The sequence below is a fragment of the Streptococcus mitis genome, assembly GCF_047463435.1.
Lineage (GTDB): Bacteria > Bacillota > Bacilli > Lactobacillales > Streptococcaceae > Streptococcus > Streptococcus mitis_DS.
Window position 1 is genome coordinate 96,263 of record NZ_JASHDW010000009.1, and the last position, 21,012, is coordinate 117,274.

The following is a 21,012-nucleotide window of genomic DNA, read 5'->3' on the forward strand; positions in this document are numbered from 1 at the left end:
AAACATGACAAAAAACTTATTAGTAGAACTCGGTCTTGAAGAATTACCAGCCTATGTTGTCACACCAAGTGAAAAACAACTAGGCGAAAAAATGGCAGCCTTCCTCAAGGAAAATCGCCTGTCTTTTGAAGCTATTCAAACCTTCTCGACACCACGTCGTTTAGCTGTTCGTGTGACTGGTCTTGCAGATAAACAGTCTGATTTGACTGAAGATTTTAAGGGGCCAGCAAAGAAAATTGCCTTGGATAGTGATGGGAACTTCACAAAAGCAGCTCAAGGATTTGTCCGTGGAAAAGGCTTGACTGTTGAAGATATCGAATTCCGTGAAATTAAGGGTGAAGAATATGTCTATGTCACTAAGGAAGAAATTGGTCAAGCAGTTGAAGCCATTGTTCCAGGTGTTGTGGATGTCTTGAAGTCCTTGACTTTCCCTGTCAGCATGCACTGGGCTAACAACACCTTTGAATACATCCGCCCTGTTCACACTTTAACTGTTCTTTTAGATGAAGAAGAGTTTGACTTGGATTTTCTTGATATTAAGGGTGATCGTGTCAGCCGTGGTCATCGTTTCTTGGGGAAAGAAACCAAAATTCAGTCAGCATTGAGCTACGAAGAAGACCTTCGTAAGCAGTTTGTAATCGCGGATCCTCGTGAACGTGAGCAAATGATTGTTGACCAAATCAAAGCAATCGAAACTGAGCATGGTGTACGTATCGAAATTGATGCTGATTTGCTTAATGAAGTCTTGAACTTGGTTGAATACCCAACTGCCTTTATGGGAAGTTTTGATGCCAAATACCTTGAAGTTCCAGAAGAAGTTTTGGTGACTTCAATGAAAGAACACCAACGTTACTTTGTTGTTCGTGATCAAGACGGTAAACTATTGCCAAACTTCATTTCTGTTCGTAACGGAAACGCAGAGTATTTGGAAAATGTCATTAAAGGAAATGAAAAAGTCTTAGTAGCTCGCTTAGAAGACGGAGAATTCTTCTGGCGTGAAGACCAAAAATTGGTGATTTCAGATCTTGTTGAAAAATTAAACAATGTCACCTTCCATGAGAAGATTGGTTCCCTTCGTGAACACATGATTCGTACGGGGCAGATTGCTATTCTCTTGGCAGAAAAAGCTGGTTTGTCAGCGGATGAAACGATTGACTTAGCTCGTGCAGCAGCCATTTACAAGTTTGACTTGTTGACAGGTATGGTTGGCGAATTTGACGAGCTCCAAGGAATTATGGGTGAGAAATATGCCCTTCTTGCTGGTGAAACTCCAGCGGTGGCAGCTGCTATTCGTGAACACTACATGCCTACTTCAGCTGAAGGAGAACTTCCAGAGAGCAAGGTTGGAGCCATTCTAGCCATTGCAGACAAATTGGATACGATTTTGAGTTTCTTCTCAGTAGGCTTGATTCCATCAGGTTCTAATGACCCTTATGCCCTTCGTCGTGCGACCCAAGGTGTTGTTCGTATCTTGGATGCCTTTGGTTGGCACATTGCTATGGACGAGCTGATAGATAGCCTTTATGCATTGAAATTTGATAGCTTGACTTATGAAAATAAGGCAGAGGTTATGGATTTTATCAAGGCTCGTGTTGATAAGATGATGGGTTCTACTCCAAAAGATATCAAGGAAGCCGTTCTTGCAGGATCAAACTTTGTTGTGGCGGATATGTTGGAAGCAGCAAGTGCTCTCGTAGAAGCAAGCAAGGAAGAAGACTTCAAACCATCTGTTGAATCACTTTCTCGTGCCTTTAACTTGGCTGAAAAGGTAGAAGGAGTTGCAACAGTTGATTCAGCACTTTTTGAAAATGACCAAGAAAAAGCTTTGGCGGAAGCAGTAGAATCACTTATTTTATCAGGATCTGCCAGTCAGCAATTGAAACAACTCTTTGCTCTTAGCCCAGTCATTGATGCATTCTTTGAGAATACCATGGTTATGGCTGAAAATGAAGCAGTCCGTCAAAATCGTTTGGCAATCTTGTCTCATTTAACTCAAAAAGCAGCTAAACTTGCACGTTTTAACCAAATCAATACCAAATAAAATCTGTTAAACGGATTAAATCCTATCATAAAGGAGAGAAACATGGATCCTAAAAAAATTGATCGTATCAACGAGCTTGCCAAAAAGAAAAAAATAGAAGGCTTGACCCCAGAAGAAAAAGTAGAACAAGCCAAACTACGTGAGGAGTACATCGAAGGTTATCGTCGCACTGTTCGTCACCACATTGAGGGAATAAAAATTGTGGATGAAGAAGGAAATGATGTTACACCAGAGAAACTACGTCAGGTACAACGTGAAAAAGGTTTACATGGCCGTAGTCTCGATGATCCAAATTCATAATAATACTCTTCGAAAATCAAATTCAAACCACGTCAGCTTCACCTTGCCGTACTTAAGTACAGCCTGCGGCTAGCTTCCTAGTTTGCTCTTTGATTTTCATTGAGTATAAGTATTCTTTCTTTTAACAAAGATAGATGAAATAATAACCAAAAGACTAGCAATTTGTGTTTGCTAGTCTTTTTTTGTTAAAAAAGGAACCAAGATGGTTCCTAAAGTTATTAGTTACTTGCGCCAGATGTAGCGTCTGCGCCACCACCGTGGCCTCCAGCATCACCTGCATCAGAAGCTCCAGATGTAGCATCTGCGCCACCGTGTCCTCCAGCAGGAGCTGCAGCATTTCCACCAACTAGACGTTGACCAGTTGTATTGAGGTACCAGTCAAGCCATGGTTGGAAATTAAAGATGATTTCATTGATTCCAGCATATGAACCATCTGGATAGTACATTGCTTGGTAATTATGGGTATTAATAACACCTTCAGGTGTTCCTGGTACAATTGTACGGACATATTCTTGGTCCCCATTACGCAATACGCCGACAACCCATTCAACGTTTTTCATTCTAGAATCTGGCAATGTACCGTGTACTGTTCCTAATCTATTTCCTGATTGAGCACGGACACGTTTACCAAACATTGTATCTGGGTCTTGGTGTGCGTTATTAAAGTACAAGAATTGATTATTATCATCTGCAAATGTCAATTCAAATGGCATTGCTTTCAAGAACATGTCAAGTTGGTTAACTGTCAAGATACCGTGGTCTAATTTAACGTAAGTATCTCCAGAAACAGCTCCAACAAGTTCAGCAGCTTTTTCTACCCATTCAGGATCATCTGGATCAACACCTTGGATAGTAGTTGCAATTGAATTTGTACAATATAAATCTTCTGGCTCAATTGGTTTTGGTTTTTTCAATTTTGAAACGACTCCCACATATTTTACAAAGTTGTCCAAGCATGTTTCAAGGAAATTAACAGTTCCTTCATTCGTGATATTTCCATTAACATCAAAAGCTTCTTTAGCTTTACCAAGAAGGAATTCATTTCCTGGAAGAGTGTAGGCATTGACACCTGGAGCGTCAAGAATCTTACGAAGGTGAACTTGGGCACGAGAAGTACCTTGGTCGTAGTAAGAAGCTCCCACAATCATGACTGGTTTGTTTTCAAATGGATGAACCTCGTATGAAAGCCATTCAAGAACTGATTTAAGAGAAGCTGAGATTGTGTGGTTGTGCTCAGGAGTAGCAATAATGACACCATCAGCACGCGTAATTCTGTTATACAAGAGACGCAATTGGAAGCTTTCGTCCCATTTTTCGTCTTGGTTAAACATTGGAACTTCATCAATTTCGAGAACTTCTAATTCAAATTTGAGTTTGAAGTGACGACGGATGAATTCCAAGAGTTTACGGTTATATGATTGATCGTAGTTTGATCCTACAAGTCCAACAAATTTCATTCTTTTTGGTCTCCTATCTTACAAATTTTCCCAGTCAAAGTCTTCAGCATCTTTGCGAAGTAGGGCTTGTGCGTTGCGCAATTTTTCTGTAATTTTTACAAAGATACGGAAGTCGTCAAAAGTGGCATCTAATTTTTTGATAACATCAAGATCCACTAGATCTCCACTTGGATTGAAGGCTTGAAGAGAATGTGAAAGCAAGAATTCATCTGGAAGGACACTTGCTTTGATTTCTGGGGCATTCAAGATTTGGCGAAGTTGTAATTGGGCACGTGATGAACCAAGCGTACCATATGAAGCACCTGTAATCATGATTGGTTTGTTCAAAAGTGGATAGATACCATAAGACAACCAAGCAAGAGCGCTCATCAAAACAGCTGGGATAGAGTGGTCATACTCAGGAGTACCAATAATAACGCCATCTGCCTCTTCAATTTTAGCAGCAATTTCTAAAATTTCAGCAGGTACTTGCTTGTCAGCTGGTTTGTTGAAGACAGGAATGTCTTTAATTTCAACAAGTTCAATTTCAGCTTTTTCAGCAAAGTGTTTTTGCATGTATTGAAGCAATTGGCGGTTTGTAGAACGTTTTGAATTTGTTCCAACAATAGCAATAAGTTTTAACATGAGATTTCCTTTCTCTTTTTACATAATACAATTTTAAAACTCCATTGAAACATTTGTTTCTATAGAGTAGGCATTCCTGAAGAACAGCTTAGGTGACCTTCCTTATCGATGAGGATAGCTTCGATGCCCTCCAAACTTTCGACTTGCCAGAGGATAGAAGCAGGTCTTTCTCCAAATAGACGAGTTGTCCAGATTTCACCATCAACTGATTTATCAGAGATGATTGTTAGACTCGCTAGTTCCGTTTCAACAGGATAACCTGTTTGGCTGTCAAAAATATGATGGTAATCTTTTCCATCGACAGTCAGGTGACGTTCATAAATGCCTGAAGTCACGACAGATTTATTGACAACAGGGATGGTCATTAAGTGATTTCCCCTCGGATTGGCTGGGTCTTGAATCCCAATTCGCCAAGGCTGATCCCCTCTTGCCTGATTTTTTCCAATAGTCAGGATATTCCCTCCCAGATTGATCAAGGCAGATGTCACTCCCTCTTTTCTCAGAAATTGAGCAACTTTATCCGCACTATAACCCTTGGCTAAACAACCTAGGTCTATCTTCATTCCTTTCTGTTTTAGAAACACAGTAGAAGTAGAAGAATCTAACTCGATATAATGAGGATTGATTAAAGGGAGAATTGATTCGATTTCTTGAGGCTGGGCAACTTTGGCATCTGAAAAACCGATACGCCAGGTTTGAATCAAGGGACCAATGCTGATATTGAGATGGCTAGATGGCGCGAGGCTATGCTCTAATCCAAGTGAAATCAGTTCGAACAGGTCTGGATGAACCTTGACGGGGGCTATTCCAGCTTGATGATTGATTTCCATCAACTCAGATTCTTGGCTATTGGCATTGAAGCGGTATTCGAGCTCTCTGAGTAAATCAAAGGATTTCTGGATCAAGCTATCGGCTCGCTCATCTACTAATGAAATAGTGATAGTAGTCCCCATTAGCCGTTCGGAATGTGAACTAAGAGGCAAGCTACCAACTCCTTTCTCTTATGAAAAGAAGGCTGAAATATAGTAAATTTATATTAAATTTAACCCCTTACATTTTCTTTCCATGATACTAGCATACCATAAAGTCAGCGTTTTCACAAATAAAATTTGTAAACTTGTCAAGAAATATGCTCAGAAAAAAAGAGTAATTGTAAGAAAGACTGATAAAATACAGATTATTTACATTTTTTTACAAAAAAATCGGGAAAATTAACTAAACTCTTGTAAACGCTAACAGTAAATGTTATACTAGAAGAGTAAATTTAAAATTGAAGGTAGGAATTTTTCTATGAGTAAAATCGTTGTAGTTGGTGCTAACCACGCTGGTACAGCATGTATTAATACTATGTTGGATAATTTTGGAAATGAGAACGAAATCGTTGTATTTGACCAGAACTCTAACATCTCTTTCCTAGGATGTGGAATGGCTCTTTGGATTGGTGAACAAATTGACGGTGCTGAAGGCTTGTTCTATTCTGATAAAGAAAAATTGGAAGCTAAAGGTGCTAAGGTATACATGAATTCACCAGTTCTTTCAATCGACTATGATAACAAAGTAGTTACAGCAGAAGTTGAAGGGAAAGAGCACAAAGAATCATACGATAAATTGATTTTCGCTACAGGTTCTACACCAATCTTGCCACCAATCGAAGGTGTTGAAATTGTTAAAGGAAACCGTGAATTTAAAGCAACTCTTGAAAATGTACAATTCGTTAAATTGTACCAAAATGCTGAAGAAGTGATTCATAAATTGGCTGACAAGAGCCAACACCTTGACCGTATCGCCGTTGTTGGTGGTGGATACATCGGTGTTGAACTTGCTGAAGCTTTTGAGCGTCTTGGAAAAGAAGTTGTCCTTGTTGACATCGTAGATACTGTCTTGAACGGATACTACGACAAAGACTTCACTCAAATGATGGCGAAGAACTTGGAAGACCACAACATCCGCTTGGCGCTTGGTCAAACTGTTAAAGCAATTGAGGGTGACGGTAAAGTTGAACGCTTGATTACTGATAAAGAAACTTTCGATGTGGATATGGTTATCCTTGCAGTTGGTTTCCGTCCAAACACAGCCCTTGCTGATGGAAAAATTGAACTCTTCCGTAACGGTGCCTTCCTTGTAGACAAGAAACAAGAAACATCTATCCCAGGCGTTTACGCAGTAGGTGACTGTGCGACTGTTTATGACAACGCTCGTAAAGACACTAGCTACATCGCGCTTGCTTCAAACGCTGTTCGTACTGGTATCGTTGGTGCATATAACGCATGTGGACATGAATTGGAAGGAATCGGTGTTCAAGGATCAAACGGTATCTCAATCTACGGTCTTCACATGGTTTCAACTGGTTTGACTCTTGAAAAAGCGAAAGCTGCTGGTTACAATGCAACTGAAACAGGCTTTAACGATCTTCAAAAACCAGAATTTATGAAGCATGACAACCATGAAGTTGCCATCAAGATTGTCTTTGACAAAGATAGCCGTGAAATTCTTGGTGCACAAATGGTTTCACACGATTCTGCAATCAGCATGGGAATCCACATGTTCTCACTTGCTATCCAAGAGCATGTGACAATTGATAAATTGGCATTGACAGACCTATTCTTCTTGCCACACTTCAACAAACCATATAACTACATCACAATGGCTGCCCTTACAGCTGAAAAATAAAATTTGATGAACTATCTGGCCTTAAGCTAAGGTCAGATAGTTTTTTTAGCCAATCTGTACCCACACAATTACGTTTTTTTTATCTTGTACTTCATTTTAATCTAACTTAAAATGAAATGGTAGCTACCAATACAAATGATGAGGATAAAGAAATGACTGAAAATCGTTATGAACTAAATAAAAACTTGGCACAGATGCTTAAAGGTGGGGTTATCATGGACGTTCAGAACCCTGAACAGGCCCGTATTGCAGAAGCTGCTGGTGCGGCAGCTGTGATGGCCTTGGAGCGGATTCCAGCTGATATTCGTGCAGCTGGTGGGGTTTCACGTATGAGTGATCCAAAGATGATTAAGGAAATCCAAGAAGCGGTTAGCATTCCAGTAATGGCCAAGGTCAGAATCGGGCATTTTGTTGAAGCTCAGATTTTAGAGGCTATTGAGATTGACTATATCGATGAGAGTGAAGTTCTATCTCCAGCAGACGACCGTTTCCATGTGGACAAAAAAGAATTCCAAGTTCCTTTTGTCTGTGGGGCTAAGGATTTGGGGGAAGCCTTGCGTCGTATCGCTGAAGGTGCTTCTATGATTCGTACCAAAGGAGAACCGGGTACGGGGGATATCGTCCAAGCTGTTCGTCATATGCGTATGATGAATCAGGAAATTCGCCGTATTCAAAACTTACGAGAGGACGAACTTTATGTTGCTGCTAAGGACTTGCAGGTACCTGTAGAATTGGTTCAATACGTCCATGAACATGGAAAATTGCCAGTTGTAAACTTTGCGGCTGGAGGCGTTGCAACGCCAGCAGATGCTGCGTTGATGATGCAATTAGGGGCAGAGGGTGTCTTTGTCGGTTCAGGTATTTTCAAGTCAGGAGATCCTGTTAAACGAGCGAGTGCCATTGTCAAAGCGGTAACTAACTTCCGTAATCCTCAAATCCTAGCTCAAATCTCTGAAGATCTAGGCGAAGCCATGGTTGGTATTAATGAAAATGAAATTCAAATTCTCATGGCAGAGCGAGGAAAATAGATGAAAATCGGAATATTGGCCTTGCAAGGGGCCTTTGCAGAACATGCAAAAGTGCTAGATCGATTAGGTGTCGAGAGTGTTGAAATCAGAAATTTAGAAGATTTTCAGAAACATCAGAGTGATTTGTCGGGTTTGATATTACCTGGTGGGGAATCTACAACCATGGGCAAGCTCTTACGTGAGCAGGACATGCTGATTCCCATTCGAGAAGCCATTCTATCTGGTTTACCAGCCTTTGGAACCTGTGCAGGCTTAATTTTGCTGGCTAAGGAAATTACTTCTCAGGAAGAGAGTCATCTAGGAACTATGGATATGGTGGTCGAGCGCAATGCCTATGGGCGCCAATTAGGAAGTTTCTACACGGAAGCGGAATGTAAAGGAGTTGGTCAGATTCCAATGACCTTTATCCGTGGTCCGATTATTAGTAGTGTTGGAGAGGATGTAGAAATTCTAGCAACAGTTGATAATCAAATCGTTGCAGCCCAAGAAAAAAATATGCTGGTAACTTCTTTTCATCCAGAATTGACTGATGATGTGCGCTTGCACCAGTACTTTATTAATATGTGTAAAGAAAAAAGTTGAGATTGAATTTCTCAACTTTTTTACATGTAATAAACAATGGCAATGTATTGGAGGGCAGATGCTGCTAGGATAAAGAGATGCCAAATCATGTGGAAATAAGGTTTTTTCTTGGCGTAAAATCCAGCCCCAACTGTATAACAGAGTCCGCCAGTTACCATGAGACTCCAGAAAATTGGCGTTGTTTGACTGATAATGGCAGGAATGATAGCTAGAACCAACCAGCCCATAATCAGGTAAAGAGCAAGGCTAAATTTCTCATTGACTTTTTTAGCAAAGATTTTATAGAGAATACCAAAGATGGTCGTTCCCCATTGGATGGCAATAATCAGATAGCCAAACCAGTTATTCATTAAGGTCAAGACGACGGGCGTGTATGAGCCTGCAATAGCAACATAAATCATAGAATGATCAATGATTCTCAAGACATATTTATGGGTTGAACCATAGGCCATAGAGTGGTAAATGGTGGATGATAGAAACATGAGAAAGAGACTAATAACGAAAATGGAAACGCCGATAGATGATAAAAATCCGTGTGTCTCATAACTATAGGTTGATGAAATGGGGAGTAAGATGAGCATGATGATTGCACCTACGGCATGGGTCACGCTATTAGCAATCTCCTCTCCAAAACTGAGTTGTTTGCTGAGCTTTAGGCTTGTATTCATTAGATTTCCTCCTCTTGAGTATGATCGATTAAGGCTAGAGTTTGATGATAGAGTTTAACGGTTTGGCAGCTACTTTGGATAATGGGGTTAGCTGGATCAACTCCTTGGTTCATGTAGTCCACAAAAGCATCGTAGAGTTGCTCTGAACTTGCTTGACTTTGTAGAGTATTAAGTGTCTGGGCTATTTCTTGAATAGAGAATACCGACTTGAGGGTTGTGATAGCAATCAGACGGGCAATCTGTTGGCGTTGGTATTTTTTCTTGTCAGGCTTTGTCAGGTAACCATGTTTCACATAATTATTGACCATAGATGCTGTTAGACCTTTGTCTTTATCAGGAGAAATAGGGGCGCAGACCTGATTGACATAGAGCAAAACCTGGTCCAGATAGAGGTCGATGTTTGGAATTTCTGCCCATTTGGGGTAGGAAAAGGTAGTTTTCATTTTCAACTCCTTTTTATCTAGTTTTAATAACTAGATTATAAAATAACAAAAACAGAAAGTCAAGTTTTAACTGCTTGTAGAAAGACTTAAATTATGCTATGATGGGAGAAACTAGTCAGAAATGAGGAGAAAAGATGGAGATTCGTTTAGCTTTTCCAAATGAAGTAGATGCCATCATGCAGGTGATGGAAGATGCTAAAAAATATTTAGCAGATGCTGGTAGTGACCAGTGGCAAAATGGCTATCCAAATGCTGATATTATTATTGAAGATATTATCTCAGGTCAAGCCTATGTAGCCTTGGAAGAGGGACAACTACTAGCTTATGCAGCTGTGACCAAGAGTCCAGAGGCAGCCTATGAAGCCATTTATGAAGGCAACTGGCAAGCTGGAGAGTCAGAGTACCTGGTCTTTCACCGTATTGCTGTGGCAGCAGATGTCCAGGGACAGGGAGTTGCTCAAACCTTTTTAGAGGGCTTGATTGAAGGTTTTGACTATCTTGATTTTCGCTCAGATACGCATGCTGAAAACAAAGCTATGCAACATATTTTTGAAAAACTTGGTTTTAAACAGGTTGGTAAAGTGCCTGTTGATGGCGAACGCTTGGCCTATCAAAAATTAAAGAAATAATGCAAAAGAAGTACGCAAAAATGTTCTATTCTTCGCCAATAGGAACCTTGTCTTTGGTTGCCGACGAGCAATATCTGTATGGCGTTTGGGTGCAGGAGCAGAAGCATTTTGAGAGGGGACTAGTAGATGAGACGATAGAAGCAGTTGTTAGTCATCCCATTTTAGACCCAGTTATTACTTGCTTAGATGCTTACTTTAAAGGTAAGTCTCAGGATTTATCCAACTTGCCCTTGGCTCCAATCGGAACGGATTTTGAAAAGCGAGTTTGGTCCTATTTACAGAGAATTCCTTATGGTCAGACAGTGACCTATGGACAAATAGCCCAAGATCTGCAAGTGGCTTCTGCTCAAGCAATTGGCGGAGCGGTAGGACGCAATCCTTGGTCTATCCTAGTACCTTGTCATCGTGTGCTGGGAGCATGCAAGCGTCTGACAGGTTATGCTGCAGGAGTGGAAAAGAAAGCTTGGCTCTTGGAGCATGAAGACGCAGATTTTAAAGATATAAACAATAGAAAGTGAAACACATGTTAGAATTTATCGAATACCCAAAATGTTCAACTTGTAAAAAAGCAAAACAAGAATTAAACCAACTCGGTGTAGACTATAAAGCTGTTCACATCGTGGAAGAAACACCTGGTCAAGAAGTCATTTTAAACTGGCTAGAGACCTCAGGTTTCGAGTTGAAGCAATTTTTCAACACCAGTGGAATCAAATACCGTGAATTAGGACTGAAAGATAAGGTAGGAAGTCTGTCAAACCAAGAAGCAGCTGAGTTGCTAGCAAGCGACGGTATGTTGTTAAAACGGCCCATTTTAGTAGAAAATGGAACTGTTAAGCAAATCGGTTATCGAAAACCTTATGAAGAATTGGGATTGAAATAGTTTTTATCTATCTCTTTGATAGATAAAATATATAACCTCCCTGTTTCAAAGTATGATAAACTAGTAGGTAGACAAAGTCTGTATCTGACCGTAGCAAATAATTTCATTGACGGCAGAAGTATGGTAGAATGAATCATTATCAGGAGAGGATGTTTTTATGAATGTTACAACGATTTTAGCATCAGATTGGTACCAAAACTTGATGCAATTGATTCCGGATGGCAAGCTTTTTAGCTTGCGTTCGGTCTTTGATGGAATTCCGAGAATTGTCCAACAACTTCCAACAACGATTATGTTGACAATTGGTGGTGCTCTTTTTGGCTTGGTTTTGGCACTTCTTTTTGCCATTGTGAAAATCAATCGTGTCAAAATTTTATATCCCTTGCAGGCCTTCTTTGTTAGTTTCTTAAAAGGGACACCGATTTTGGTGCAACTCATGTTGACCTACTACGGAATTCCTTTGGCTTTGAAAGCTCTCAATCAGCAATGGGGAACTGGTTTCAATATCAATGCGATTCCAGCCGCTGCTTTTGCGATTGTCGCCTTTGCTTTCAATGAAGCAGCTTATGCGAGTGAAACCATTCGTGCAGCCATTCTCTCAGTCAATCCTGGTGAGATTGAGGCGGCACGCAGTCTGGGTATGACCCGAGCACAAGTTTATCGTCGCGTAATTATTCCAAATGCAGCCGTTGTGGCAACTCCAACCTTAATCAATTCCCTCATCGGCTTGACCAAAGGAACTTCCCTAGCCTTTAGTGCGGGTGTTGTGGAAGTATTTGCCCAAGCTCAGATTCTGGGTGGAGCTGATTATCGTTACTTTGAGCGCTTCATCTCCGTTGCCCTTGTTTATTGGGTAGTCAATATCGGAATTGAAAGCCTCGGTCGTTTCATCGAGAGAAAAATGGCTATTTCTGCACCCGATACAGTGCAAACAGATGTGAAAGGAGACCTTCGTTAATGATTAAGATTTCGAATTTAAGCAAATCCTTTTCAGGACAGACTGTCTTGGATCATCTGGACTTAGATATTCAAAAAGGGGAAGTTGTAGCCTTGATTGGTTCTTCAGGAGCTGGAAAATCAACTTTTCTTCGTAGTCTCAATTATCTTGAAACTCCTGACAGTGGATCAATTCAGATTGATGATTTCTCAGTTGATTTTTCTAAAATCACTCAGGAAGAAATCCTGGCCCTACGCCGCAAGCTGTCCATGGTTTTCCAACAGTTTAATTTGTTTGAACGACGTACAGCACTTGATAATGTGAAAGAAGGCTTAGTTGTTGTCAAGAAATTATCTGATCAAGAAGCGACTAAGATTGCCAAGGAAGAGTTGGCTAAGGTTGGGCTTTCTGACCGTGAAAACCATTACCCTCGACATTTATCAGGTGGACAAAAGCAACGGGTTGCCTTAGCGCGTGCCCTTGCCATGAAACCAGATGTATTGCTGTTAGACGAACCAACTTCAGCCCTTGACCCAGAATTGGTCGGAGAAGTAGAAAAATCTATCGCAGATGCTGCTAAGTCAGGTCAGACCATGATTTTGGTTAGTCATGACATGTCCTTTGTAGCCCAAGTGGCTGATAAGATTCTCTTCTTAGATAAGGGGAAAATCATTGAGTCTGGAACACCGGATGAGATTATCCACCATCCGAAAGAAGAGCGGACAAAAGAATTCTTCGCTAGTTACAAACGGACTTATATTTGATATAATAGATAAAGGAAAACTCAGTTAGCTGGACTAGCTGAGTTTACTCTTTAAAAAAGATAGAAATGAGAGAAATCATGCTACTGCAACTATTTTCTTTATATTTCGAGAGTTTGATCTTGACCACCATCCTCGTCCTGATTTTTTTAGGGATTTGGATTGGACTGAGAGCCATGTCGGGAGTTGATAAGACAGCCAAGGCTCGCCAAGCCCATCTCTATGATATGATTATGATTGGTGTCTTGGTTGTTCCAGTATTATCCTTTGCGGTTATGAGTTTAATTCTTGTTTTCAAGGCATAATCCTTGCTTGATTGACAAGAAAGAGTTAGAATAAAGATAGTTACAACAAGAAAGAAGGAATCTATATGTACGATACTATTATTATCGGTGCTGGACCCGCGGGTATGACTGCAGCCTTATATGCTGCTCGAAGTAATCTGAAAGTAGGTTTGATTGAAGGTGGTCTGCCAGGTGGTCAGATGAATAATACATCTGATATTGAAAATTACCCAGGATACGCTAATATTAGTGGACCTGAATTGGCTGAAAAGATGTTTGAACCACTTGAAAATCTTGGTGTGGAGCACATCTATGGTTATGTTGAGAATGTCCAAGACCATGGTGATTTTAAGAAAGTGATGACCGATGATCAAACATATGAAACACGTACCGTTATCGTAGCGACTGGTTCTAAACACCGTCCTTTGGGAGTTCCAGGAGAAGAAGAACTGAATAGTCGAGGTGTTTCTTACTGTGCCGTGTGTGATGGTGCTTTCTTCCGTGACCAAGATTTGTTGGTAGTTGGTGGTGGAGATTCAGCAGTTGAAGAGGCCCTCTTCTTGACTCGTTTTGCCAAGACTGTTACCATTGTTCACCGTCGTGACCAGCTTCGTGCCCAAAAGGTTTTACAAGATCGCGCCTTTGCGAATGAGAAAGTCAGCTTTATCTGGGATTCTGTAGTTAAGGAAATCAAGGGTGAAAACCGAGTAGAATCTGTCGTATTTGAAAATGTGAAAACAGGTCAAGTGACAGAGCAAGCCTTCGGTGGCGTCTTTATCTATGTTGGTTTGGACCCTCTTAGTGATTTTGTTAAAGAATTGAATATCCAAGATCAGGCAGGCTGGATTGTGACAGACAATCACATGAAAACTGCAGTTGACGGTATCTTTGCAGTTGGAGATGTTCGCCAGAAAGACCTTCGTCAAGTGACAACAGCAGTTGGAGATGGAGCTATCGCTGGTCAAGAAGCCTACAAGTTTATCACCGAACATAGTTAATCATAAAAAAGTTTCCAATCAGATGACTGGAAACTTTTTTTATAGTCTATTTCGAAAAACTTCGTACATGAGAATGGCTGCAGCAACACTGGCATTAAGGCTTTGAACATGTCCATTCATAGGAATGGTAATCATTTCATCTACCTGTTTTTTGATGTTGCTAGAGATGCCTTTTCCTTCATTTCCGATAATGAGGGCAATTTTCCCTTTTGTATTCCACTTATGGCAAGGAGTACCGTTCATATCTGTTCCAAAGGTCCAGAAGCCTTCATCCTTGAGTTTGTCCAGAGTTTGGCTTAGATTGGTCACTCGGGCGATTGGAACATGCTCAATAGCACCTGTGGCTGTTTTGGCAACGACAGGAGTTACTCCGACAGCACGGTGCTTGGGAATGATGACTCCGGAAACATTGGTTGCATCAGCGGTTCTTAAGATGGAGCCTAAGTTGTGAGGATCAGTTAACCCGTCCAGGATTAATAGCAAAGGATTTTCTTCTTGACGTGTTTTGGCAAGGATGTGATCCAGCTCACTATAGGCAAATTCGGACACTCGTAGAACAAAACCTTGGTGAACAGCACCTTCAGTCATCTCAGAGAGGGATTTTTTTGAGGTCCAAGAAATGGATACCTTCTTTTCTGTAGCCAGCTCCTTGACTTTCTCAACATTCTTACCTCGGAGATCTTCTTGGAGGTAGAGTTTGTTGCCGGTATTTGCAAGTAGGGCTTCGGTAACGGCGTGGACGCCATAGACAATATCATTTGTTTTCATGCCTCTATTATAACACAAAACCCCGTCTTGCAACGGGATTTTCTTTATTCTAGAATTAGTAAACCATCTTTAACTGCAAATGGGTCTTTTTCATTGATACGATCGTAAAACATGATTCCGTTAATGTGGTCAATTTCATGCTGAACAACGATGGAGTTATAGCCTTTAAGTTTGATGCGGTGTTTTTCGCCATCCTTGTCAAAGTAGTCAACAGTAACGCGAGCATGGCGAACTACATAACCAGGCACATTACGGTCAACAGATAGGCAACCTTCTCCTTCGCCAAGAGCAGCGTCTTGAACAGAGTGAGAGACGATTTTTGGATTATACATAATGGCTTGTAAGTCGTAGGCTTCCTGTGGAGTTTCTCCTTCTTCAACAATATTAGGTACCAAAACAGCGATAATGCGTTTTGAGATATCTAATTGAGGAGCAGCAAGTCCAACCCCGCCACGGAGTCCCATCTTTTCAGCCATGACAGGATCTTGGGAATGTTTGAGGAATTGCATCATCTTTTCGCCAAGGATGATTTCCTGATCAGATAGGGGGAAAGTAACTTCCTCAGCAACCGCGCGTAGAGTAGGATTCCCCTCGCGGATAATATCGTTCATATCAATTAAGTGAGCAGCTTTTGTAATACGTTCTATTGCAGACATTTTCTCTCCTTTCATTACCTCTACATGATATCATAAAATGACAAGGATTGAAAGCATTACGGCATCGAGCTTTTATAGAAAATGCCTAGCAGATTCAATTCAATTGTGAAAGAATTACTTATCTGTGATATAATAAAAAGAAAAGGCTTGCATTAGAAAGTAGGGAGAATAAAGATGCAAAGAAGACAAGATAGACATAAACGTGGACCAGTTTTTCGTTTTATGAGGGGCTTTGTGAACTTTTTTAGGAGTTATCGCAAGTGGAGCAATAAGGGATTTGTGGCGATACTCTTGCTAGCAGTTGTTTTATCAATGGGCTTGGTCTTGTTGTTTGAAAGCTTCCAAGGAATCCCCTTAACCAGTCAAAAAAAGGATACCATTTCTCAAGAAGCAAATAAGACCAATCAAAATGCTAAAGATCAGGACGAGGAAAAAACTGCAAGAATTATGGCTAACGGGGACCTCCTCTATCACATTCCTATCTATCGTTCTGCCTTAAAAGAAGATGGAACCTATGATTTTCATGAAAATTTTGATTATGTGAAACCATGGCTCAAACAAGCAGACCTGATTATAGGCGACTTTGAAGGTACGGTAAACAAGGACCACTATTTGGCTGGTTATCCTCTTTTTAATGCACCTGGCGAAGTCATGGATGCCATCAAGGATGCAGGTTATCAAGTGCTAGACTTGGCGCATAACCATATTCTAGATTCACAAATAGAAGGTGTGGTCTCAACAGCAGATGCTATTGAGAAGGCAGGAATGACACCTATTGGAGTGTATACGCATGAGTCACGTGATCAAGCTCCACTGGTTATCAAGGAAGTGAACGGTATTAAGGTGGCACTTTTGGCCTATTCTTATGGTTTTAATGGAATTGAGCAAAGTATTTCCCAAGAAGACTATAACCGCTATCTTTCAGACCTAAACGAAGACAAGATGAAGGCTGAAATTGAACGAGCAGAGAAGGAAGCAGATATCACCATTATCATGCCTCAGATGGGTGTGGAGTATCGCTTGGAACCAACTGAAGAACAAAAGGCTCTTTATCACAAGATGATTGATTGGGGAGCGGATATTATTTTTGGAGGGCATCCTCACGTTGTTGAACCATCTGAAACGGTTGAAAAAGATGGGGACAAGAAACTCATTATCTATTCAATGGGGAACTTCATTTCCAATCAACGAATTGAAACCATGCAAGATGAAGAGAATGCTAAGTGGACAGAGCGTGGCGTGCTCATGGATGTGACTATTAAGAAAAAAGCCGGTAGGACGACAATCGAAACTGCCAAAGCGCATCCTTCTTGGGTAAACCGTACACCTAAAGGAACCTATTCTCCAGAAGGTTATCCACTCTTCCTTTACCAAACCTATATCTTAGAAGATTTTATCGAAGGTGGTAGTCATCGTGATCAGTTAGATGAAGCGACTAAGGAACGAATTGATACAGCCTATAAAGAAATGAACGAACATGTGGGATTGAAGTGGGACTAACTTGAATCCAGAGGAAAGAAAATGACGATTAAAGTAATTGCGACAGATATGGACGGGACCTTGCTGGATGCTAGAGGCCAGCTTGATCTCCCACGTTTGGAAAAGATTTTAGATCAGTTGGATCAAAGGGGTATTCGTTTTGTCATCGCGACGGGCAATGAGATTCACCGCATGAGGCAACTACTGGAGCACTTGGTCGATCGAGTGGTTCTGGTTGTTGCTAATGGTGCTCGTATTTTTGAAAACAATGAACTGATTCAGGCCCAGACTTGGGATGATGTCATTGTCGACAAGGCTTTGGCTCATTTCAAGGATCGAGCGTGTCAGGACCAGTTTGTTGTAACGGGGATGAAGGGTGGTTTCGTCAAAGAAGGTACCATTTTTACAGATCTTGAAAGTTTTATGACTCCAGAAATGATTGAAAAATTCTACCAACGGATGAATTTTGTGGATAAATTAACCTCTGACCTCTTTGGTGGTGTACTCAAGATGAGTATGGTTGTTGGAGAGGAACGTTTGAACTCGGTTTTGGAAGAGATCAATGACCTCTTTGATGGACGTGTTCGGGCTGTATCGAGTGGCTATGGTTGCATTGATATCCTCCAAGCTGGGATTCATAAAGCATGGGGCTTGGAAGAATTACTCAAGCGTTGGGAATTGAACCCCCAACAAATCATGGCTTTTGGTGACAGTGAAAATGATGTTGAAATGCTTGAAATGGCTGGAATTGCCTATGCGATGGAAAATGCTGATGACAAGGCCAAAGCTGTGGCGACTGCTCTAGCCCCAGCCAACAGCCAAGGAGGAGTTTATCAAGTCTTGGAAAACTGGTTAGAAAAAGGAGAATGAAGTGGCAGTACAGTTATTAGAAAATTGGTTACTAAAGGAACAAGAAAAAATCCAAACCAAGTATCGTCACTTAAATCAAGTTTCTGTTCTAGAGCCAGATATTCTCTTTATTGGGGATTCCATTGTTGAATATTATCCTCTACAGGAGTTATTTGGAACTTCAAAGACGATTGTCAATCGAGGCATTCGAGGTTATCAGACAGGGCTGTTACTAGAGAATCTAGATGCGCATCTTTACGGTGGAGCGGTAGATAAAATTGTCCTTTTGATTGGGACAAATGATATCGGAAAAGATGTTCCTGTGAATGAGGCACTCAATAATCTCGAAGCTATCATACAATCCATTGCTCGCGATTATCCATTGACAGAGATGAAATTACTTTCCATTTTGCCAGTCAATGAGGGCGAGGAGTACAAGCAGACAGTCTATATCCGCACGAATGAAAAAATTCAGAAATGGAATCAAGCCTATAAAGAACTTTCCTCTGCCTACATGCAGGTAGAATTTGTGCCAGTTTTTGATAGTTTGATAGACCAAGAAGGTCAACTCAAAAAAGATTATACAACTGATGGGTTGCACCTTAGTGTTGCTGGTTATCAGGTTTTGACAAAATCTTTGAAAGACTATCTTTTGTAGTTAATTGCTTTCCTTTTTGCATTTTTGTGTTAGATAAGGTATAATGGTTTTATTGTCTTTTGGGGTCGTTACGGATTCGACAGGCATTATGAGGCATATTTTGCGACTCGTGTGGCGACGTAAACGCTCAGTTAAATATAACTGCAAAAAATAACACTTCTTACGCTCTAGCTGCCTAAAAACCAGCAGGCGTGACCCGATTTGGATTGCTCGTGTTCAATGACAGGTCTTATTATTAGCGAGATACGATCAAGTCTTGTCTAGCGGCTTGATAAGAGATTGATAGACTCGCGGTTTCTAGGCTTGAGTTATGTGTCGAGGGACTGTTAAACGAATACATAACCTATGGTTGTAGACAAATATGTTAGCAGATGTTTGGACGTGGGTTCGACTCCCACCGGCTCCATTATTAATTGGTGAAACGTTGTTAAATCAACGTTTTTTATTTTTGTCTTTGGTATTCTTTTTTACAAAAAGGATACAATTTTCAGTTGTATCCTAAATATTAAAGCAAGTCCTGAATTTTCTTAAGTTTTTATCATATTTTCTGTTATAATTAAGGTTCCTTAAGAAAAATAATGAAAAACTAAATGTTTTTCATATAGTTTTCATTTTTGTGTTATAATTAAGGTGCCTTAAGAAAAATATTAAGGTGCCTTAAGAAAAATAATGAAAAAACTAAATGTTTTTCATATAGTTTTCATTGTTTTAATAGTTTAAAGTCAATCTTATTTTTCTCTAATAGAAAATAATGAAAAAGTAGGTTTAGAAAGAGGTAAGTATCTATGTCTTCTCATAAAAAAGTGTCACTCTCTGAGATTAATCAATCTATCGATACTCCAAATAACAATCATTTCTGGCAAAATTTAAATGCCTTTTTAGGTCCGGGTGCTCTTGTCGCAGTTGGTTATATGGATCCAGGAAACTGGATTACCAGTGTAGTCGGTGGTGCTTCCTATAAGTATAGTCTCTTGTTTGTTATCTTGATTTCATCTCTCATTGCCATGCAACTTCAGCAGATGGCAGGAAAGCTTGGTATTGTAACCCAGATGGACCTGGCTCAAGCAACGGCTCATCATTCACCTAAATGGCTTCGTTATAGTCTATGGGTGATTTTAGAATTAGCCTTGATGGCGACAGATCTGGCAGAAGTTCTAGGTTCAGCGATTGCTCTCAATCTTCTCTTTAAGATTCCGATTATGATAGCAATTCTCTTGACCGTGTTGGATGTTTTTCTCTTATTGCTTCTGATGAAATTTGGCTTTAAGAAGATTGAAGCTATTGTGACAACACTGATTTTAACCATTCTAGCAATTTTTACCTATCTGGTAGCTTTGTCACATCCAAGCTTCCAAGGAATCGTTGAGGGTTATCTACCGAATGCAACCTTATTTGAAAGTCCCTTGCCAGGGCATGAAAGTCAATTAACCTTGGCACTAGGGATCGTGGGAGCAACGGTTATGCCCCATAACCTCTATTTGCATTCTTCCTTGTCACAAACTCGGAAAATCAATCACAAGGACAAGAATGATGTTCGAAAAGCCGTGCGCTTTATGACCTGGGATTCAAATCTCCAATTATCCTTGGCCTTTGTGGTTAACTCCCTTCTATTAATTCTCGGGGCGGCTCTCTTTTTCGGCCATGCATCTGAGATTTCTGCCTTCTCTCAAATGTATAATGCCTTGCAGGATTCTACTATTGCAGGAGCTATAGCTAGCTCGACCTTATCAACCTTGTTTGCCTTGGCTTTATTAGCCAGTGGTCAAAATTCGACAATTACGGGTACCTTGACTGGACAAATCGTTATGGAAGGTTTCTTGCATATGAGATTACCTCAATGGTTCATTCGTTTGGCAACTCGTCTCTTTGCCTTGTTGCCTGTCATGATTGTAGCGGTTCTGTTTGGTCATCAGGAAAAAACATTGGATCAGTTATTGGTTTATTCACAAGTCTTTCTTTCGATTGCTCTTCCATTTTCAATCTTCCCACTGATTTATCTAACTTCTAAGAAATCACTGATGGGAGAATTTACCAATGCCAAATGGAATACCATCCTTGGCTATATCGTTTCCATTATCTTAACAATTCTCAATGTGAAATTGTTATTTGATATTTTCTAAGAAATTCACCCGAGTTATAAAACAAGCATATAAGAAAAAAGATACCCAAGATTTGTACTGACCCCAAAAAGTTAGACAATTAATTTAAGCAAAGGATTTAGTTCTGTATTGTACAGGGCTAAGTCCTTTTAGTTTTACCTTAATTCGTTTGTTGTTGTAGTAATCAATATAGTCTACAAT

24 protein-coding genes and 1 other RNA gene are annotated in these 21,012 nt (G+C 40.3%); 17 read left to right on the plus strand and 8 right to left on the minus strand.

Features of this window, described 5'->3' with window-relative positions:
• The first annotated feature begins 4 nt into the window (after positions 1-4).
• The gene (gene glyS, locus QM843_RS06960; RefSeq protein ID WP_414304648.1) at positions 5-2,041 is read left to right on the plus strand and encodes a glycine--tRNA ligase subunit beta; all 2,037 of its coding nucleotides are present in this window, start codon (positions 5-7) and stop codon (positions 2,039-2,041) included.
• A 42-nt stretch (positions 2,042-2,083) separates the two neighbouring features.
• On the plus strand, positions 2,084-2,341 hold the full coding sequence (locus QM843_RS06965; RefSeq protein WP_020903505.1) for a DUF896 family protein: 258 nt from the start codon (positions 2,084-2,086) through the stop codon (positions 2,339-2,341).
• Between the two features lie 218 nt (positions 2,342-2,559).
• Here QM843_RS06965 and QM843_RS06970 read toward each other — a convergent pair whose 3' ends face one another.
• From QM843_RS06970 to QM843_RS06980, 3 genes are read right to left on the minus strand one after another with little or no spacing between them, the layout of a single operon-like run.
• Positions 2,560-3,798: an NAD(P)H-dependent oxidoreductase gene (locus QM843_RS06970; RefSeq protein ID WP_045607182.1), complete on the minus strand. Its 1,239-nt coding sequence runs from the start codon at positions 3,796-3,798 to the stop codon at positions 2,560-2,562.
• Positions 3,799-3,816: 18 nt separating this feature from the next.
• On the minus strand, positions 3,817-4,422 hold the full coding sequence (locus QM843_RS06975) for an NADPH-dependent FMN reductase (RefSeq protein WP_000915951.1): 606 nt from the start codon (positions 4,420-4,422) through the stop codon (positions 3,817-3,819).
• A gap of 59 nt (positions 4,423-4,481) precedes the next feature.
• Entirely contained in the window at positions 4,482-5,405 is a 924-nt protein-coding gene (locus tag QM843_RS06980; protein ID WP_203212803.1) for an FAD:protein FMN transferase, read from the minus strand.
• 307 nt (positions 5,406-5,712) lie between these two features.
• Between QM843_RS06980 and nox the strand changes: the two genes are divergently transcribed.
• The 3 genes from nox (at position 5,713) to pdxT (ending at position 8,702) form a co-directional block, all read left to right on the plus strand.
• The gene (nox, locus tag QM843_RS06985; protein WP_143951900.1) at positions 5,713-7,092 is read left to right on the plus strand and encodes a H2O-forming NADH oxidase; all 1,380 of its coding nucleotides are present in this window, start codon (positions 5,713-5,715) and stop codon (positions 7,090-7,092) included.
• Between the two features lie 152 nt (positions 7,093-7,244).
• A complete protein-coding gene (gene pdxS / locus QM843_RS06990) occupies positions 7,245-8,120 on the plus strand; it encodes a pyridoxal 5'-phosphate synthase lyase subunit PdxS (RefSeq protein WP_000138517.1) in 876 nt (291 codons plus the stop codon).
• Positions 8,121-8,702, plus strand: coding sequence for a pyridoxal 5'-phosphate synthase glutaminase subunit PdxT (gene pdxT / locus QM843_RS06995; protein WP_414304649.1), 582 nt, complete (start codon positions 8,121-8,123; stop codon positions 8,700-8,702).
• A gap of 20 nt (positions 8,703-8,722) precedes the next feature.
• On the opposite strand, the gene trhA is transcribed toward pdxT, so the two are convergent.
• Positions 8,723-9,370, minus strand: a complete 648-nt coding sequence (gene trhA, locus QM843_RS07000; RefSeq protein WP_153199681.1) for a PAQR family membrane homeostasis protein TrhA — start codon at positions 9,368-9,370, stop codon at positions 8,723-8,725.
• Positions 9,370-9,813, minus strand: coding sequence for a DUF1836 domain-containing protein (locus QM843_RS07005; protein ID WP_414304650.1), 444 nt, complete (start codon positions 9,811-9,813; stop codon positions 9,370-9,372). The genes trhA and QM843_RS07005 overlap by 1 nt, the downstream gene beginning before the upstream one ends.
• Before the next feature lie 134 nt (positions 9,814-9,947).
• On the opposite strand from QM843_RS07005, the gene QM843_RS07010 reads away from it, so the two are divergent.
• From QM843_RS07010 to trxB, 7 genes are all read left to right on the plus strand, one after another.
• Complete coding sequence (locus tag QM843_RS07010) at positions 9,948-10,442, plus strand: GNAT family N-acetyltransferase (RefSeq protein WP_414304651.1); 495 nt, start codon at positions 9,948-9,950, stop codon at positions 10,440-10,442.
• Positions 10,442-10,960, plus strand: coding sequence for a methylated-DNA--[protein]-cysteine S-methyltransferase (locus QM843_RS07015; protein WP_414304652.1), 519 nt, complete (start codon positions 10,442-10,444; stop codon positions 10,958-10,960). The genes QM843_RS07010 and QM843_RS07015 overlap by 1 nt, the downstream gene beginning before the upstream one ends.
• A gap of 5 nt (positions 10,961-10,965) precedes the next feature.
• Positions 10,966-11,322, plus strand: a complete 357-nt coding sequence (locus QM843_RS07020; RefSeq protein WP_020901892.1) for an arsenate reductase family protein — start codon at positions 10,966-10,968, stop codon at positions 11,320-11,322.
• Between the two features lie 157 nt (positions 11,323-11,479).
• Positions 11,480-12,280 (plus strand): amino acid ABC transporter permease, encoded by an 801-nt coding sequence (locus QM843_RS07025; RefSeq protein WP_020901891.1) that lies wholly within the window; start codon positions 11,480-11,482, stop codon positions 12,278-12,280.
• Positions 12,280-13,023, plus strand: a complete 744-nt coding sequence (locus tag QM843_RS07030) for an amino acid ABC transporter ATP-binding protein (RefSeq protein ID WP_000590965.1) — start codon at positions 12,280-12,282, stop codon at positions 13,021-13,023. The genes QM843_RS07025 and QM843_RS07030 overlap by 1 nt, the downstream gene beginning before the upstream one ends.
• Before the next feature lie 77 nt (positions 13,024-13,100).
• Positions 13,101-13,325, plus strand: coding sequence for a DUF4059 family protein (locus tag QM843_RS07035; protein ID WP_000926599.1), 225 nt, complete (start codon positions 13,101-13,103; stop codon positions 13,323-13,325).
• 65 nt (positions 13,326-13,390) lie between these two features.
• Positions 13,391-14,302: a thioredoxin-disulfide reductase gene (gene trxB, locus QM843_RS07040; RefSeq protein WP_414304653.1), complete on the plus strand. Its 912-nt coding sequence runs from the start codon at positions 13,391-13,393 to the stop codon at positions 14,300-14,302.
• A 39-nt stretch (positions 14,303-14,341) separates the two neighbouring features.
• Here the strand turns inward: trxB and rlmB are convergent, their stop codons facing one another.
• Complete coding sequence (gene rlmB / locus QM843_RS07045) at positions 14,342-15,070, minus strand: 23S rRNA (guanosine(2251)-2'-O)-methyltransferase RlmB (protein ID WP_000855742.1); 729 nt, start codon at positions 15,068-15,070, stop codon at positions 14,342-14,344.
• Positions 15,071-15,114: 44 nt separating this feature from the next.
• Positions 15,115-15,726: a peptide deformylase gene (gene def, locus QM843_RS07050; RefSeq protein WP_001272956.1), complete on the minus strand. Its 612-nt coding sequence runs from the start codon at positions 15,724-15,726 to the stop codon at positions 15,115-15,117.
• Positions 15,727-15,900: 174 nt separating this feature from the next.
• Between def and QM843_RS07055 the strand changes: the two genes are divergently transcribed.
• From QM843_RS07055 to QM843_RS07075, 5 genes are all read left to right on the plus strand, one after another.
• Positions 15,901-17,226, plus strand: a complete 1,326-nt coding sequence (locus QM843_RS07055) for a CapA family protein (protein ID WP_414399206.1) — start codon at positions 15,901-15,903, stop codon at positions 17,224-17,226.
• A gap of 21 nt (positions 17,227-17,247) precedes the next feature.
• Positions 17,248-18,075, plus strand: a complete 828-nt coding sequence (locus QM843_RS07060) for an HAD family hydrolase (RefSeq protein WP_261016704.1) — start codon at positions 17,248-17,250, stop codon at positions 18,073-18,075.
• Position 18,076: 1 nt separating this feature from the next.
• Entirely contained in the window at positions 18,077-18,712 is a 636-nt protein-coding gene (locus QM843_RS07065) for an SGNH/GDSL hydrolase family protein (RefSeq protein WP_414304655.1), read from the plus strand.
• A 61-nt stretch (positions 18,713-18,773) separates the two neighbouring features.
• Positions 18,774-19,121: a transfer-messenger RNA gene (gene ssrA / locus QM843_RS07070) on the plus strand.
• Between the two features lie 376 nt (positions 19,122-19,497).
• Positions 19,498-20,832, plus strand: a complete 1,335-nt coding sequence (locus QM843_RS07075) for an Nramp family divalent metal transporter (protein ID WP_000094601.1) — start codon at positions 19,498-19,500, stop codon at positions 20,830-20,832.
• An 84-nt stretch (positions 20,833-20,916) separates the two neighbouring features.
• Here QM843_RS07075 and QM843_RS07080 read toward each other — a convergent pair.
• Positions 20,917-21,012: IS3 family transposase (locus tag QM843_RS07080; RefSeq protein WP_195327149.1), on the minus strand; the 96-nt coding region annotated here is incomplete at its 5' end.